The 16,550-nt window shown below is 45.7% G+C and carries 14 protein-coding genes; 12 read left to right on the forward strand and 2 right to left on the reverse strand.

The features are described from left to right. The first annotated feature begins 50 nt into the window (after positions 1–50). The 5 genes from G358_RS0126505 (at position 51) to G358_RS0126525 (ending at position 4,279) form a co-directional block, all read left to right on the forward strand. Positions 51–1,793: a sensor histidine kinase gene (locus tag G358_RS0126505; RefSeq protein ID WP_019640292.1), complete on the forward strand. Its 1,743-nt coding sequence runs from the start codon at positions 51–53 to the stop codon at positions 1,791–1,793. 127 nt (positions 1,794–1,920) lie between these two features. Further along, positions 1,921–2,373: a VOC family protein gene (locus G358_RS0126510; protein ID WP_019640293.1), complete on the forward strand. Its 453-nt coding sequence runs from the start codon at positions 1,921–1,923 to the stop codon at positions 2,371–2,373. Positions 2,374–2,412: 39 nt separating this feature from the next. Next, entirely contained in the window at positions 2,413–2,868 is a 456-nt protein-coding gene (locus G358_RS0126515) for a VOC family protein (RefSeq protein ID WP_019640294.1), read from the forward strand. 28 nt (positions 2,869–2,896) lie between these two features. Then, entirely contained in the window at positions 2,897–3,601 is a 705-nt protein-coding gene (locus tag G358_RS0126520) for an SDR family NAD(P)-dependent oxidoreductase (protein WP_019640295.1), read from the forward strand. Between the two features lie 33 nt (positions 3,602–3,634). Further along, the gene (locus G358_RS0126525; RefSeq protein WP_019640296.1) at positions 3,635–4,279 is read left to right on the forward strand and encodes a ThuA domain-containing protein; all 645 of its coding nucleotides are present in this window, start codon (positions 3,635–3,637) and stop codon (positions 4,277–4,279) included. A gap of 74 nt (positions 4,280–4,353) precedes the next feature. On the opposite strand, the gene G358_RS0126530 is transcribed toward G358_RS0126525, so the two are convergent. After that, complete coding sequence (locus G358_RS0126530) at positions 4,354–5,958, reverse strand: response regulator (RefSeq protein WP_019640297.1); 1,605 nt, start codon at positions 5,956–5,958, stop codon at positions 4,354–4,356. 172 nt (positions 5,959–6,130) lie between these two features. On the opposite strand from G358_RS0126530, the gene G358_RS0126535 reads away from it, so the two are divergent. From G358_RS0126535 to G358_RS0126555, 5 genes are all read left to right on the forward strand, one after another. Beyond that, positions 6,131–6,601, forward strand: coding sequence for a heme-degrading domain-containing protein (locus G358_RS0126535; protein ID WP_019640298.1), 471 nt, complete (start codon positions 6,131–6,133; stop codon positions 6,599–6,601). Between the two features lie 414 nt (positions 6,602–7,015). Further along, on the forward strand, positions 7,016–8,425 hold the full coding sequence (locus tag G358_RS0126540; protein ID WP_026342489.1) for a PTS transporter subunit EIIC: 1,410 nt from the start codon (positions 7,016–7,018) through the stop codon (positions 8,423–8,425). A gap of 169 nt (positions 8,426–8,594) precedes the next feature. Continuing rightward, positions 8,595–9,626, forward strand: coding sequence for a LacI family DNA-binding transcriptional regulator (locus tag G358_RS0126545; RefSeq protein ID WP_019640300.1), 1,032 nt, complete (start codon positions 8,595–8,597; stop codon positions 9,624–9,626). A 15-nt stretch (positions 9,627–9,641) separates the two neighbouring features. After that, complete coding sequence (locus tag G358_RS0126550) at positions 9,642–11,066, forward strand: 6-phospho-beta-glucosidase (RefSeq protein ID WP_019640301.1); 1,425 nt, start codon at positions 9,642–9,644, stop codon at positions 11,064–11,066. A 67-nt stretch (positions 11,067–11,133) separates the two neighbouring features. Then, positions 11,134–13,014: an oxidoreductase gene (locus tag G358_RS0126555; RefSeq protein WP_019640302.1), complete on the forward strand. Its 1,881-nt coding sequence runs from the start codon at positions 11,134–11,136 to the stop codon at positions 13,012–13,014. Between the two features lie 337 nt (positions 13,015–13,351). Here G358_RS0126555 and G358_RS0126560 read toward each other — a convergent pair whose 3' ends face one another. Beyond that, a complete protein-coding gene (locus G358_RS0126560; RefSeq protein WP_019640303.1) occupies positions 13,352–13,999 on the reverse strand; it encodes an SGNH/GDSL hydrolase family protein in 648 nt (215 codons plus the stop codon). A 399-nt stretch (positions 14,000–14,398) separates the two neighbouring features. Here G358_RS0126560 and G358_RS0126565 point away from each other — a divergent pair, with 399 nt between their 5' ends. After that, positions 14,399–14,935, forward strand: coding sequence for a sigma-70 family RNA polymerase sigma factor (locus G358_RS0126565; protein WP_026342490.1), 537 nt, complete (start codon positions 14,399–14,401; stop codon positions 14,933–14,935). Positions 14,936–14,939: 4 nt separating this feature from the next. Continuing rightward, the gene (locus tag G358_RS0126570; protein ID WP_019640305.1) at positions 14,940–15,932 is read left to right on the forward strand and encodes a DUF4179 domain-containing protein; all 993 of its coding nucleotides are present in this window, start codon (positions 14,940–14,942) and stop codon (positions 15,930–15,932) included. Positions 15,933–16,550: the final 618 nt, after the last annotated feature.

The following is a 16,550-nucleotide window of genomic DNA, read 5'->3' on the forward strand; positions in this document are numbered from 1 at the left end:
CATAGTAGAATGTGGTTGTCCTTAAACCCGGCCGATAGGGAGTTGTGCACATGAGAAGACTGAAGAAATGGTTTATGGACTTGAAGATTACGCCAAAGATTATCGTTTATTATTCGATCATGATCATTATTTTCATGGTATTGAGCGTCGTTGTTTACAAGCAGCTCAATTATAGTACGGTCACCAAAAAGGTGGGCCAAATGCTGATGGAAACGGTAAAGACGGTTGATGCTAATTTAAACTTCTTAATTGAAACAACCAGCAACCAAGAGAAGGTCCTGCTGTCGAGCAAAACCCTGCAGTCGGCTCTAAGTCAAAATAATAAAGGAAATGATCCATTGATTCAGCGGCAGGTGGAAAACTATCTCGAGGAGTCGATGAATTTTAATGAAGTCATTTCTTCTATTTATGTCTTTGACAACGAGGGCCACAAATATTACGCCGACAATGCCTCGTTTAAAGCGGTAAGCTTGACGAAAATCAAAGAAGCGCCTTGGTACGATGAACTGGTTCGCTTAAACGGCAGTTACTTGCTCAAAATGAATGGCGGCGGGACTTTCGACAATCAGGATATGAACTACATTTCAATGATTCGCATTATTAACAACATTGATACTCAAAAGCCGATCGGCTACTTGATGGTCAACATTTCTGCCGATACCATCAACAAATATTTGAATAAAGATGGCAACACCTATAATACCCAATACATTTTGAAGGATGAAAACAACAACGATTTCCTTCATTCCAGCCTTGCCGAGGAACAGGGGTTTGCGGTCATTATTGATGACGTCCTGGACAAAGAAGATCAATCCGAGATTAAAAAGGTGGGCAATAAGCAATACATCGTGTCCAATTTGCGCACTGAATTCGATTGGAAGCTTATCGCGATTACCCCGTTTAACGAGCTTAGCACACAGGACCAGACTTACACGATTATTTTTATTATCACCCTGCTTGTTAACGGCGTCTTATTAATGTGCGGCATTATATTTACTTCGGTCCTCATTTCCAAGCCCATTCAAAAGCTGGTCAATGCGATGAAAACGGTAGAAAGAGGCGTATTCCAAGAGGTGTCGATCAAAACGGGCAATGATGAAATCGGCAGATTGAAAAATGTATATAACATGATGATTCGTGAAATTCAGCTGTTGTTTGACAATGTTGTCCAGGAACAGGCGGCCAAACGGAAAATGGAACTGGAGGCATTGCAGAACCAGGTCAAGCCGCATTTTCTTTACAATACATTTGACGCGATTAGCTCACTGGCTGTATCGGGAAATCATGAGGATGTATACACGATTGTCAAAGCCTTGGGCAAATTTTATAGATCGTCCTTAAATCAAGGCAATGAAGAAATCACCATCAGACAGGAGCTGGATATTGTCCAGCAGTACTTGACGATTCTGAAATACAGGTATGGCGATAAATTTACCGTAACTACCCGCTTTGACGAGCGGACGCTCGATTGCACCATTCCGCGTCTCGTTTTGCAACCCTTGGTTGAGAACGCTATCAATCACGGGGTTCGAGCCAAAGACGGGCCTGGCCTGATCACGGTTCAATCTTTATTTTGCGGGGATTCGATCCAGCTGATCGTGGAAGATGACGGAGCAGGCATGAATAAAGAGAGACTGATACAGATCCAACGAGGTTTGACGGATGGCGTCGGGCTAAAAGCTACGATTGAAAGACTTGGCATCTATTATAATGCCAGGGCCGACTTTCAAATCGAGAGCCGGATCGGATATGGCACTAAAATTACGCTTACGATTCCAGTCCAAAAAGGATAAGGCAAACTGGAGTGAAACACTTCACTTCAACTTTAACCAGGTGTTAGGCGCGTGTTGCGGAGAGGGGGAGTCCGGATCATTGGTTCAACACGTGTTATATATATATCAATTTTAAGGAGTGAACCAAATGGGCATTATCGATCCACATCAAATTTGTCAAATTGCCTTGGTCGTCAAAGATATTGAAGCAGCAGCCAAAAATTATGCTGAAATCTTTGGTGTTGAAGTTCCTGAAATATGGCTGCTCGCACCGGAAGAGGAGAGCCATACCAAATACAGAGGCTTGCCAACCGGTACCCGCTCAAAATTATGCGTGTTTGAACTAGGGTCTATCATCCTGGAGCTTACAGAACCCGATGAGCATCCAAGCTCTTGGAAAGAGTTCCTGGAGGAGAAAGGCGAAGGCGTTCATCATATCGGCTTTATGGTTAAGGATCGTGAGGAAGCATTATCAGCGCTGGAGAAGCGAAGCATTCCGGTACGTCATACCGGTGAATATCCTGGCGGCAGCTACACATTTGTCGACAGTGAGGCCCAGCTCGGCGTATTGCTGAATCTGAAATACGAGTCAAAAAATTAAAGATCAACCCCAAAATTAAAGAATGGATGGTGTTTATCAATGGAAAAAGGCATTCTGGGTACAAAAGTGGTTGCACAAGTCGGTCTCATTGTGAAGGATATCGAGGTGACTGGCAAGAAGTACGCAGACTTCCTCGGTGTAGAAGTTCCGCCAATCGAACTGACAGATGAGTTTGAAAAATCGCAGATTCATTACAGAAACAATCCTACGACGGCTAGAGCCAAGCTGATGTTCTTCCGTACTCCCGGTTCGGTGGAAATCGAGCTGATTGAACCGGATCACAATCCTTCGACCTGGCGGGAATTCCTCGACACACATGGTGAAGGGGTGCATCATCTTGCATTCTATATTGAAGATTCGAAGGGCAAAATTGCCAAATTGCAGGAGCTTGGTATGAATCTCGTCCAAACCGGCGAATATACCGGCGGCAGATACTCTTATATCGACAGCTCAGACGATCTTAAAGTGATGCTGGAATTGCTGGAAAACGATTGATATCCCACATAATTGGAGGTCCATTCGCATGAATATTGTCGTAATCGGTGCCAACCGAGGGCTGGGTTATTACCTGGCCAAGGTTTTTGCTGAACATAATCACCATGTCATTGCTGGCGTATTTAGCAAAGACAGTTCGCCGGAAATTAATGATCTGAAAAATTCTTACCCGCAAAATGTTCATCTGATATCGATGGACGTATCCAGTGAGGAATCGATCCAGGCTGCGGCCCAAGCCGCCCAGCAGTTGTTTGGTCAAGTCGACGTGTTGATTAACGTTGCGGGTGTCCTATTGCCGGGTGACCGGGAAGGGACGATTGTGGATACCGACTTGAGAGAATTGCGGCTATCGCTGGAAGTGAATACGGTGGGCACCGTCATCGTTATGCAGCAATTTTTGCCGGTTATGCGCGGCGGCGGAGAAGGCATGATGATCATGGTTACCTCCGAGGCAGGGAGTGTCACGAATAACGGGAGCGTGTACCCCTACTACTCAGTCTCCAAAGCCGCTGCAAACAAGGCGGTGTTCGTCTTCCGGGCAACGGTTGGGGAGCAATGCGCCATTTACGCCATGCATCCGGGCCGGATGAATACGGAAATGGGCCGTACTTACGCGCAAATCGAGCCGGATGAATCGGCAGAAAGCATTTACCGTATCGCCATCGGCGAGAAGCCGATTCAGGATAACGGTACCGGGTTCATCAATTACAAGGGAGAACCTATGGAACTGTAAGGAATCAGGCATGGAAATACTGGAGGGGTAAATATGAAAAAAAGAATCTTTGCGCTTCTGGGAGATTATTATCATGATCATGACCTCATCCTGGACTCCTTAAAAGCAGCCATCGCGCCAATGGGAGATCAAGTTGAGTTACAGGATATCGTTGTTGGAGATTTAGCTTCTGCACTTTTGGAGAAGCCCGACCTGTTTATTCTCAATAAGGAAAATCGCCTTAATCCCACTGATGAACAAATCCAATGCTGGATGACGCCAGAACTGGAGACGCAAATATCAGATTATGTGCAGCAGGGCGGAAGCTGGCTGGCCTGGCATGCCGGGCTCGCGTCTTACCCGGAAGAAGGACCTTATGGTCTCATGCTGAAAGGGATGTTCAAGTTTCACCCCCGGGTGAATAAACCCGTTAAGTATCAGCCCCGGGGAGAGGCGAATTTCCTGGGCACGCCAACGCGTTTTGAAGTCATGGACGAGCATTACTTTGTAGAATGCGACCAGGCGAATACACATGTGTTCCTTGAAGCGGAATCGCTGGACGGGGTATCTGTTGCCGGCTGGGCGCACCAATTCGGCAAGGGGCGCGTGTGCTGCATTACACCGACCCATCGTGCAGAGGGTTTGACCCATCCAGAGCTGCATCGATTGGTCAGAGAATCTATACAATGGCTGCTGTAATAGGACATCACAATAGAACCTCCTTCCCCATGCAAGACGGGTGGGAGGTTCTTCATCTAATTATGATTGCAGCATTATGATTTTAGCGTTCTTCTATAATCGCTTACGGAAATGCCGGTGTATTTCTTAAAGCAGGTGCTGAAATAGTTGGAATCGGATATCCCTACCGCTTTAGCTATTTCAAACGCTTTCATATCTTGTTCCTTCAGCAGGGCAATCGCATTTTCGACACGAATTGTCGTTAAATACTCTATAAAATTCGTACCGGTCTCTTTCTTAAAGGTACGGCTTAAGTAGCTTGGATTCAGGAAAAAGACTTTGGCAAGCTCGGTCAGGGACAGGTTCGAGTCGGCGTAATGCTCCTGGATGTACTTTTTAATATCATCAATTGAATTTCCGGTTTTATGCACTTGATGCTGGTTAATGATGCGGACCGTCTTTTCCGTCACTTCAACGAGATGCTGCTTGATGTCGGGAATTGTATCCAGTACAACATAGTTGTATAGCTCCGCTTCAATCTTTTGCACATCATCCGGGTTTAGACCGAATTCGGTTAATTTCCTGACACAGATCATATGGATATTCATGGCGATTTTGCGGATGTCGTTAATGATGGTTGTATCCTTCAAGTCAATATTTTCATATATTTCATCAATGGTCTCCATCAATTTGTCCTTTAGACCCGCTTTGATGTAAAAACCCAGCTTGTTATATACATTGTTGAGATCGTAGGAATGATGCTTGCTGTACAGGTCGATATGGTTATATAAAATGATCATGTTATTGCCAACGACAACGCGGTAATTGATCGCTTCCAGAGCTTCTTTATAGGATGTGCATATTTCGTTAACGTCTCTTTTTACATCACCAAGCCCGATGCAGATGGAACAAGAGGCCTCCTGAAGGATGGTATCCTTCAGCCATTCGCATTGCTCATACAAGTCGGAATGTTCGTCATTATTCAAGATAATGACCCGATTCATCGCATCAAAGAAAGCAAAGGTGTATGGGTTCCGCTCATAATACTTTCGAACAATACCGAGAATCGTTTCGCTATTGGCTAACCGGGACTTTTCATCTAACGGCTTGTTATCTGCCATGCTGATATCGATCACGGCAATTTGGAAGCTGTCATATTTGAAATGTACGCCGAGAAACGACATTTTTTCCGTCGTCACTTTTTTATCCGACACTTCCTCAAGCAGTTCATTAAAGAAGCGGTCTTTCAAATAAGGCAAATTATCATATAGACGGCGTCTTAGTTTTGAATTTTCGCTGTTGTTCTTTCTTTCCTGCTCGATGATTGCTTTCAAGTTGGTGACGGTTTTCAGCACCTCATCATCATCGATTGGCTTCAGCAAATAGTCCGATACTCCGGCGCGTATGCTGCGTTGTGCGTATTGAAAATCATCATAGCCGGAAAGGATCGCGATTTTGAGGTGGGGATATTTTTGCAGGGCCATTTCACTAAATGTAATTCCATCGATAATCGGCATATAAATATCTGTAATGACCAAATCCGGCAAATGCATTTCCAGGAGATCAAAAGCTTCGTTGGCGTCGGCGGCTTCTGCTACAATCTCCATATTAAGATAGTCCCAATTAATACAATTTTTAAGCAGGTTTCTTACTAAATATTCATCATCGACAATCAATACTTTAATTTTTGCAGTATCCATAGCTCATCACCTGACTGTACTGGATTGAAAAAATATGCCCTGCGATATCCTTTGTCTCTATATATAATTATACACTGTAAACGCTTTATTTTCCCTTTAGATTTATGACCTTAGATTTAAATATTCGCTTTGTTATTCTAATTTTTAATAATTTTAACTAAAGGATGTGTCTATGTTGAAAAATGATCAATTGTTATTAGATATCTTGCTTCAGGATGAGGAGGATTTGCAATTTTCCCAATTTACTCATAATACGGCCGTGCTCATCGGCACGAAAATCGTAGAGAAGGCGCTCAAGGACAACAGTCCGATGGTGATCAGCATTCAAAAAAACGGGCAGCAGCTGTTTTACAGTAAACTGGACGGAGCCACGATGGACAATGATTTGTGGATCAAGCGTAAAAACAAAGTGGTCGAGCATTTCAACCACAGCTCGTACTACATGAACGTATTGTTCAAGACGACCCAAACTACGATTGAATCCTACTTCCTTGATCGCAAGGATTTTGGGGTCGAGCCAGGGGCATTTCCGATTATTGTGAGAGACGTCGGGATTATAGGGACGATTACGGTGTCCGGGGTGCCCGGGGAAGGAGAAGACCATAAAATCATTACTTCGGTATTGAAAGAGATGCTTCAATAATCTTATCGTGCTCCACGATAGGAGGAATACGTGCCATCTAAAGTAATACGAGGATTTCGCAATGCTCATGGCAGCTCGCAAAAATAAAAATGGCGCTTACCTAACAAGGTTAGTGCCATTTTTATTATGTCTAAACTACTATTCCTTGAAATACGCAAAATCCTTGTTGGCGGATTAGATCATCTCCGCATCATTACTCCGCTCTTCGTGAGAAAATTGTCGAAAAATGAAAACGATTCATTGACAAACGCTATTTTGTTCGTTTATACTGTGGGTGAAAAGCGATTAAAAGGCCTTTTTAAAGCTTTTCTGAAACGTTTCAGTTCCGTGGCTACATATTTTTTTTACGCATTACTGAAACGTTTCAGAACATGGGAGCAATCAGTTTTTTACAACGTGAACGAGGTGATAGGAATGAGTAACAGGGAAGTCGCAGCGGAGGTTATTAGGCGAATCGGGGGAAACAGCAACATATCCAGCTTGACCCACTGTGTTACGCGTTTGCGGTTTGAATTGAAGGACAAATCCGTCGTCGACCTTGAAGGGATTAAAGCGATTCCGAAAGTACTTGGCGTTGTCGACGCTCAAGGCACGCTGCAGGTTGTGATAGGTCCTGCTGTGGAAGAGGTATATCTCGAAATTATGAATCTGACGGGCAGGGGCGAGGTGGAAGAGGAGTCGGCAACGGCAAGTGGCCCGGACAAGCCAGCAGGCGCCCAGGGTAAGCCTAGCGGCGGTGTGAAGAAAAACTCACGGTTCGACCAGCTATTGGCTACGATCTCTGCCATTTTTACGCCGTATATTCCGATATTGGCAACCTCCGGGATTATCAAAGGGCTAATCGACATTTTGGCAAAATTCGACATTCTCCCGGCAACGAGCAATACTTATTTGATTTTGGCGGGTGCTGGAAACGCTCTGATCTTTTTCTTCCCGATACTGCTTGCTTTTACGGCCGCTCAAAGGTTCGGGGCCAACCCTTACATCGGGGCAGCCATCGGGGCGGCATTGATGGAGCCTAACATTACAGGCATAGCAACGACAGGGGAAGTCATCGACTTTTTAGGCATTAAATTTACCGCTATGAATTTTTCGAGTACGGTCATCCCGATTATTTTGGCGATGTGGGCTTACTCGGTACTGGATCGATACTTAAAGAAATTTTTGCCGAAACCTACGCAATTTATCTTTGTGCCGCTTTTGTCCATGCTGATTATGGTTCCTTTAACATTAATGGTGTTCGGCCCCGTGGGCGGATTGCTGGCAAACGGCATTGCGAGCGGATACGAAGTGCTGCTGAATTCCAATCATATTATTTTTAATGCTATATTTGGCGCCTTGTTCATTTACGTCATTATGCTTGGTGTCCACTGGGTTATTCTGCCGTTGCAGTTATCCTATCTTGCGGAGCATGGCATGGAATACTCGCTCGGTTCCGGGGGACTTGGGAACTACGCTTTGCTGGGAGTCTGTCTGGCGGTGCTATTTATCTCCAAGAGCAAGGAAGAGAAGACGATTGCCAGTTCGGCCGCTTTCGTCAACTTTTTATCCGGGGTTACCGAGCCCGGCTTGTACGGCGTCATCATGAAGAACAAGAAGTATTTCATCTCGCTGACATTGGGGGGACTCGTTGGGGGTATTATTTTCGGCGCAACCCATAGTTACATTACGAATTTCGCGTTTACGGGGTTATTCGGTCTTCCGGCCTTCCTGTCATCGCCTACAGCAGCCACTTATATGCTTAGCGTAATTGTGACGATTACCCTTTCATTTGTGCTGACCATACTGCTTAGCAAACGGGAGTTTTCTTTTAAGCGAAAATAGAGTTGGCACTTGCGTGAATAGACATAGAGCCGCAGCTGAAACTGCAATTGATAAGATTTGGACGTATTCGGAAGGTAGCCGTCCTTATCCTTGTACAGCATTAGCTATATGCCCTAAATCGTACTATGATAATTAAAAAGCGGATAAATGATACGAGGTGTAGACAAGCATGGCTACGATTAAAGATATTGCTAAATTGTTGGATATTTCAGTTTCAGCTGTTTCCATGGCTTTGAACGATAGTCCGGAAATCGGTGTCAAAACAAAGGAAAAGGTCAGGGAGGCTGCCAGGCAGCTGAACTATGTGAAAAATGGCATCGCGATCGATTTACAGCGGCAGAAGACGAATATTGTCCTGCTGATTGCAGATAATCCGACACGTCCTTACTTCACGGACTCTTTGCAAGCTATTCAACATGAGCTGACGAAGAAAAATATCGATCTGGTCATTGTGACCGCCAATAACAGTCATAAAATTACGGCCGAACGGTTTATTTCGGAGAACAGGGCGGACGCGGTCATTTGCATGTCCCGGTTTATTTCAGATGAATTTGTCAACACATATGCCAATAAAAATATGCCGATTTTTGTCCTGGGAAGATCGCCGGACTTAATTACGAACGACAATGTGGTTAACGTTGCTATCGACTACGAGCGGGTCGGTGAGGATATTACGGAATACTTAATCCAGGCCGGACACCGGAACATCGCCTTTGTTAAAGGCAGCAAAGCTTCGGTCGGGGCCAACTATCGTTATGAAGGATATGTAAGAACCTTAAGAAGATTTAATCTGGAAATCGACAAAAACCTCATTTTTGAGGCGAACGGCAACGACTACGACCACGGCTATAAAATTACGGAGAAAATTATCGATACTATGGCTGAACATACGATTGACGCCATTTTCTATGTGACTGACGATCTGGCGGTTGGAGGACTGCAGAAGCTGCTCGAAAAGGGCATCTCTGTCCCGGATGACGTCTCGATTGTAGGTTATAACAATTATCCGATCTCCAAGATGGTGACACCGTCCATTACGACTGTGGATTTGCACCAGCAAAAAATAATGCACAGAGTAGCAAAAGCTTTGATCGGCATGATGACAGAAAACAAAACCAAAGCCGATGTAATGAAAAAATTACAGAAAGATACGATTTTCTATTCCGAGATTATAGAGAGAAACTCGGTTAAAAAAAGATGATAAGGAGAGATCCACATGTCAACTCAGAGGCTGCCGGATCATTTCATGTGGGGAGGAGCCGTATCGGCAAACCAATGCGAAGGTGCATGGAATGTAGGCGGGAAAGGGATAAGCACCGCTGATGTAGCTGCCGCTGGCCAGCACGGCCAGGGGAGAACATATACCGAAACTGTACTGGAAAATACGTATTATCCGAATCACGGGGCTATCGATTTTTATCACCGCTACAAGGAAGACATCGCGCTGTTCGCTGAAATGGGGTTTAAATGCTTCAGGACGAGCATTCACTGGACTAGAATATTTCCCCAAGGTGATGAAAGTGAACCAAATGAGGAAGGGCTGGCCTTCTATGACCGTTTGTTCGACGAATGTCTCAAATATGGGATCGAACCGGTTGTCACCATATCTCATTACGAAACCCCGCTTCACCTGGTAAAGCAATACGGCTCCTGGACGAACCGGAAGTTGATCGATTTCTACTTGAATTTGTGCAGAGTGCTGTTTGAAAGATATAAGACCAAAGTGAAATACTGGATGACCTTTAATGAAATTAATGTTATTACGTTAAACCCGCTCATTGCGGCCGGAATACGAGTGGAGGAATATGCCGATAAAGAGCAGATCCTGTATCAAGCCGCTCATTATCAATTTGTGGCCAGCGCAAAGGCGGTTAAACTGGGCCGTGAAATCAACCCGGATTTCCAAATAGGCATGATGATGCTGTATCCCCTGTCCTATGCGGAGTCCTGCTCCCCGGAAGATAATCTGGAAAATATGCATAACATGGATCTTCACTACTACTTTTCTGATATACAGGTAAGAGGATACTATTCCCCTAAAGCACAAAAATTTCTCGAGCGTAAAGGGATTACGCTGGACATCACTGACGAGGATGTGCGGGATTTGCGTGCCGGAACTGTCGATTATATCGGGATCAGCTATTATATGTCTCTCGTAACAAGCTCCAACCCCAACCGGAAAATCGTAGTAAAGGGCAATATGCTGGAAGGCATCGCCAATCCATATCTCGAGAAAAGCGACTGGGAATGGCAAATAGATGCCGTTGGCTTGCGAATTTCTTTAAATCATCTGTATGACCGTTACCAGCTTCCGATCTTTGTAGTGGAGAATGGATTGGGCGCCGTAGACGAGAAGATCGAAGGCCAAATGATTCAGGACGACTACCGGATCGATTATTTGCGCAAGCATATTGCCCAGATGAAAGAGGCGGTTCTTCAGGACGGAGTGGACGTGATGGGCTACACCGTTTGGGGCTGCATCGATCTGGTGAGCGCTTCTACAGGCGAAATGAAGAAAAGATACGGTCTCATTTATGTCGACCGGGATGATCGTGGAGAAGGAACATTGAACAGAGAAAAGAAGAAATCTTTTAATTGGTATAAAGAGGTAATTTTATCGAATGGTGATTCTCTGGATTAAGGGATGTTCGTAGTTGATAAACTGAAGGTTTGTATACTTCCTAACTTAAGTCAGAGGAGTGTTTTAAATGAAGTTTCCTAATTTATTTAAGCCTATGCGCATAAAAAATGTCATGTTCAATAACAGGATTATCGCAACTCCGGCTGGTCCCTATGATGACAAAGCGATTGGCGGCGCGGGCGTCATCATTACGGGAAGCGTAAATGTCAGCCGGAAACGGGCAAGCTATTCACGGCCGGACGAGCCTTACGCTTTTGATAAATATGAAATTGAAGCGACGAGAAAACGGGTCATTGTCGCTCATCAGGCAGGAGCAAAAGCTTCCTTGGAGCTGATTCACTCGGGTCAGTACGCCCGTGTCGACGACTATGCCATCGGGCCGATCGACATGGTCCGGCAAGACGGGACGATCGTTAAAGCGATGGACGAGCAAATGATGGACGAGGTGGCCGGAGATTGGGCAGAAACCGCCAAACGGGCCAAAGAAACCGGCTTTGATCTGGTCATGCTTCACTTTGCTCACGGCTGGCTGCCGGCCGAATTTTTGTCTCCCTTATTCAATAAGCGTACGGACGAATACGGGGGTTCTTTCGAGAACCGAATCAAATTCCCTAAAATGATCGTTGATCGTGTTCGCGAAGCGGTCGGCCCTGACTTTATCGTAGATATGCGGATCAGCGCTCACGAATGTGTGGACGGCTCCATCGATTTTAAGGATGTTCTGGAGTTTATTAAAATAATTGAAGATAAAATCGATATGGTGCATATTTCTGCGGGCCTGGACATCAATTATGAAGGAAATGTCCACATGGCTCCGACGATTTTTAAAGAGCATATGCCTAATGTGGACTGGGCTGCGGAAGTGAAAAGGAACGTCAGCATTCCGGTTACCGTCGTGGGCGCGATCATGAGCCCCGTCGAGGCGGAAGCGATTATCGCAGAGGGGAAGGCCGATTTTATTGCCCTTGGCCGCCCGCTCATTGCCGATCCTTTCTGGCCGAATAAAGCAAAGGAAGGCAGGGATGAGGACATTGTGCCATGTCTGCGCTGCCAATACTGCTACCATATTTCCACCGAAAGGAAAAATGTCGGCTGCTCCGTCAATCCCCGGTATACAAGGCCTGATCTTGTGCCATTGGAGCTGCCGAAGGCTAAGCAGCGAAAAAGAGTCGTCATAATCGGCGGGGGGCCGGCCGGCATGAAAGCGGCTTTAGTCGCGGATGAAAGAGGCCATGAAGTCATCCTGCTGGAAAAGGAAAGTTCACTTGGCGGTGCTCTGCGTTACGCCGAATATGAAGAATTGAAAATTGATTTGTACAATTATATGAGCTACCTCATTCGGCAAATTGAGAAATCCAAGGTCAAAGTTCAATTGGAGGCAGAGGCGACAACAGAGCTGGTCAAACAGCTATCGCCAGATGCCATCATTATCGCCATCGGCTCCGTCCCTTTCACGCCGCCGATCAAGGGCGTTGCTCAAGACCACGTGTATGGCGCTTTAGACGTATATACGCGGATGGATGAAGTAGGGCAGGATGTCGTCCTCATAGGCGGCGGCTCCACCGGATGTGAGCTTGGGATTGAACTGGCGCGGCAGGGCAAGAATGTGACGATTATGGAAGCGGGAGATACGCTGGCGAAGAACGGCAACATTCTTTACCGGGTCGCATTAAGGCAAACGATGGATAAAGAAGCGACTTTGCATTCGAAGCTGAATGTGAAGGTCGAGGAAATCGCTGAAAATGGCTTGTACTATCAAGAGGGGGGCGAACGGAAGTTTCAATCCGCTTCAACTATCATTCTCTCTACAGGCATGCGAACCAACCCGCAGCTGATCGACTCCTTCTACGGTATTGTCCCGGATACGTTCATTATTGGCGATGCGAATAGACCGAGAAACGTGATGGAAGCGACACGGGAAGCTTACATGATTGCCAAAAACCTGTAACTGTAGGAACAACTCTCTGTACTTATTTTTTAGCACTATAAACTGCATAGCATTACGAAATAAATCAAGCGGTCCTGACGGGGATCGCTTGATTTATTTTGCGTGGACATCGCTGAAGCTGTAGAAACCAAGGAAATCGTTGTACTCCTGGACATCGTGAATATAGTGAATATCGTTGATTCCTTGGCACCGTTGTAATCGTGGACGTCGTTGTATTCGAGGGCACTGTCCTAAGCGTTGCCAATCATGACACCGTTGTATGCGTGGACACGGTTGTATCTTTGACATTGTTGATATCGTGGACATTTGTATGGATGTTGTGCGGAAAGCGAATTTGTTACTTCCCCGCCGCAAGGTAAGGAGCCAGGCCTCTAGCGATCACTTGGTGTCCCTGATCATTGGGATGGATGGGCAGATGGCCGCCTAAGGCATCCTCCACTTTCCCATGGCGGTACCCGTAGATGAGTCCGCCTTGCTTGCCTTCAAACCATTTATGAACGGGAGCGACTTTCGCATGGCAGCTTTGCGCGACCTCTCTTGTGGCCAAATTTAGGCCGGTGATCGCTTCGGCGGCAAGCGGGGTGTTCGGAAAAGGATTATATTGCGTGCAGCAGATGATCCGAGCAGGGCTATTACTTTTAATCTGAGTCAAAATAGCATGTAAATTCCGCCGATAGCGATTTAAAATTTGCTTAGCGTCCAAGCGCTGTCTGCTGCCCAGGGATGACAAGGCGGAGGCGGCTAAATCGATGCCTCCAATCCAGACCGAGACGACGGAGGAGCGGCTGATCAAGGAGGAGCCCTGCCATATCGCTGCATCCAATAAATCATGGGTGTTCCAGCCGGGGCGGGCCAGGATATACCCTCTCACCTTGCAAGAGCCAGAAGCATTTACCAGGGATGCCGCAACTCGGGGATAAGCCCTCGCGTAGGAAGAGGCATTTTCCCCAAATGTAATAGAGTCTCCAAGGGCGGTATAGATCATCTGAAGATCCCTCACTTATTCATCATCACACATCTTAAAGCTATAATATGGCGTTTCCACACGGATTGTGTGGACGCGGGCGGGCAGCTCATACTAAACTCTTTCCGGCTTAAATAGGAAACTGGCTTGAAAAATAAGCTCGCTTGAGTATGTGTGGCTTGAATAGGAGATTAACATTTTTTAAACCTGCTGATAGGTTTGTGCTTTTCGATTCGTATTACATAATAGGTTCGAACCAGTAAGGGTAACAAGTGAAGGCAATCAGTGAGTGTGGATAAGCAGTGAAGTTAGCGAGTGAAGGTACCCAAGAGGATAACCAGTGAAGGTAAGCATTGAGGGTAACCAGTGAGGGTAACTAGTGCGGGTAACGATTAAAGGGGACGAGGGAGGGCAGCGTTGGTGAAAATAACAGAGGACAATGTTGTACAACAAATTAGGAGCCGCAACGAGCAGGCTATTACATTTCTTATTCAAACATACGGGGGCTTGCTTAAAGGGATCATTAAACGGCATGTGCACTACAACCAGCAAGAATATGAAGAATGCTTAGATGATGTGCTGCTGGCCATCTGGCAACATATCGAGGCGTACGATGAAACGAAAAATACATTCAAGCAGTGGATTGCCGCGATCGCCAAGCATCGTGCTATTGACTATCAGCGCAGGCTCATCAAAAACCAGCAGCGATTTATCAGTGCGGAAATTGCCGGTGATCTAGGCGGCTGGCAGCCTGACCCTCCAAAACCAGATGTAGAGGACGTGCTGACTCATTTATCTGCTGCAGAACGGGCCATTTTTGAAAAATACTATTTAGATGGGATGTCATCCCGCGAAGTAGCCCGGCAAATGAACGTAAAGGAATCCTGGATCCATAACAAGCTTTCCCGCGGCCGCAAAAAGCTAAAGCGGATTTTCATTTCAAAAAACGAGGTGTGAATCGATGTCCATTTATAACGAGCTGAACGATATACAGTTAGATCTGGCAAGTTATGAGGAAGAGCCTTTAACAGAACTGGAGCAAAAACGATGGGAGAAACGTGTGCTAAAAAAACTTCATCCTCGCCGAAGAAGCACCTCAATAAAATGGATCGGAACAGCCATTGCCGCCGTTCTCCTTCTAGGTGTAACCCTTCCTTTCGACAAGGTTTCACTTGCACAAATGCCATTCGTGTCCGGACTCCTTGAACGTTTTATTAACGCCGAGAAGCCTGTCGATTATTCAACCTATAAAACAGCTATCGGTGAAACGGCTGAAAATGCCTATGGCAAGCTGACATTAAATGAAGTGCTGGTCGATGCAGACCGGCTGCTTATCAGCTCCACATTCGAGCCGGCCAAAGGCGTCAAATTTAACTATCAAACTCAACTCCCGCCTCATGTTCTTGTTAACGGGGAAGATCTTCAAGAAACAAGGGGGTCCCAATCCGTTAAAGTATCCGATGGCATATATACGATCTATGGGGATATAAAATTGCGTGAATTGCCGCTGGAAGGCCTGCTGCATGTAAAAATTACTTATAATACGTTCAGTACGCGCCAAAGGCAGGCGATTGAAGAGCCATGGGTATTTGAAATAGAAGTATCCGCCGGCCAAATCGGCCGGGAGATGAGAACCTTTAACCTAGACAAGACGATCACACTCTATAATGGGGAACAAGTAACACTTAAAAAAGTACTCATCTCGCCTGTATCAACACTAGTTTACTATGAATTAAGCAAGGCATCGGAATCGATTGGCTTTAAGCTCATTTCGGCTAGCGGCAAGGAAATTCCTCAAAGGGAAGGCTATAGATCCAATGATATTGGAGATACTTCTTATATCCGTTTTGAAGCGGTTGAACCGTTTGATATCGATGCGGAAACGTATTCGCTCGTTCCAGTTACCATGGAAAAGAACGAAGAAGCAGGGCCTCCAATTCAAATCAATGAATGATGACGGAAAACCACTAGACTGATGTTTAGTGGTTTTTTTAATGTCCAACTAGAAACTGACCTTCTCGATCCTCCCTTGAGCTTCAGAGGATGGGCTGGAGATTAGTAGAACTGATGAGAATGGTGAGACTGATGGGAATGATGGGAATGATGAGACGAGAATAATGATGAGACTGAGCGCATGATGAGACTGATGAGAATGAAGGGAATGATGAGACCGATGGGAATTATGAGAATGTGAGAATGGTGAGAAGAGAATAATGATGAGAATGTGAGACTGAGCGCATGATGAGACTGATGAGACCGATGGGAGTAGTGAAAATGATGAAAGTGACGTGTGCGATGAGTGTGATGAAAATGTGCGAATGATGGGAGTGACGAGTGTGAGGGAATCGGTTGAGTTCGCAGGTCTGTTCACGTGATAGCGGACAGGAGGTCCGCTATTTGTTGAAATAGGTCTCTTTTGCTATGCGTACGGACACTGGTTCCGTTATTCGACCAAATGGACTGCAATAAACAGGTTATTGGGAGCAATAGCGGAACGTAGGTCCGTTAGCTCTCCAAATTCCTCGTTATTTCACAAATAGTTATAATGAACGAAACCGACGTCCTCTTTTGC

It is taken from the genome of Paenibacillus fonticola DSM 21315 (assembly GCF_000381905.1).
Lineage (GTDB): Bacteria > Bacillota > Bacilli > Paenibacillales > Paenibacillaceae > Fontibacillus > Fontibacillus fonticola.

Bases quoted from the DNA above. Each gene is read 5' to 3' on its own strand.
- G358_RS0126505 (WP_019640292.1), top strand. From the start codon at position 51: ATGAGAAGACTGAAGAAATGGTTTATGGACTTGAAGATTACGCCAAAG.
- G358_RS0126510 (WP_019640293.1), top strand. From the start codon at position 1,921: ATGGGCATTATCGATCCACATCAAATTTGTCAAATTGCCTTGGTCGTC.
- G358_RS0126515 (WP_019640294.1), top strand. From the start codon at position 2,413: ATGGAAAAAGGCATTCTGGGTACAAAAGTGGTTGCACAAGTCGGTCTC.
- G358_RS0126520 (WP_019640295.1), top strand. From the start codon at position 2,897: ATGAATATTGTCGTAATCGGTGCCAACCGAGGGCTGGGTTATTACCTG.
- G358_RS0126525 (WP_019640296.1), top strand. From the start codon at position 3,635: ATGAAAAAAAGAATCTTTGCGCTTCTGGGAGATTATTATCATGATCAT.
- G358_RS0126530 (WP_019640297.1), bottom strand. From the start codon at position 5,958: ATGGATACTGCAAAAATTAAAGTATTGATTGTCGATGATGAATATTTA.
- G358_RS0126535 (WP_019640298.1), top strand. From the start codon at position 6,131: ATGTTGAAAAATGATCAATTGTTATTAGATATCTTGCTTCAGGATGAG.
- G358_RS0126540 (WP_026342489.1), top strand. From the start codon at position 7,016: ATGAGTAACAGGGAAGTCGCAGCGGAGGTTATTAGGCGAATCGGGGGA.
- G358_RS0126545 (WP_019640300.1), top strand. From the start codon at position 8,595: ATGGCTACGATTAAAGATATTGCTAAATTGTTGGATATTTCAGTTTCA.
- G358_RS0126550 (WP_019640301.1), top strand. From the start codon at position 9,642: ATGTCAACTCAGAGGCTGCCGGATCATTTCATGTGGGGAGGAGCCGTA.
- G358_RS0126555 (WP_019640302.1), top strand. From the start codon at position 11,134: ATGAAGTTTCCTAATTTATTTAAGCCTATGCGCATAAAAAATGTCATG.
- G358_RS0126560 (WP_019640303.1), bottom strand. From the start codon at position 13,999: ATGATCTATACCGCCCTTGGAGACTCTATTACATTTGGGGAAAATGCC.
- G358_RS0126570 (WP_019640305.1), top strand. From the start codon at position 14,940: ATGTCCATTTATAACGAGCTGAACGATATACAGTTAGATCTGGCAAGT.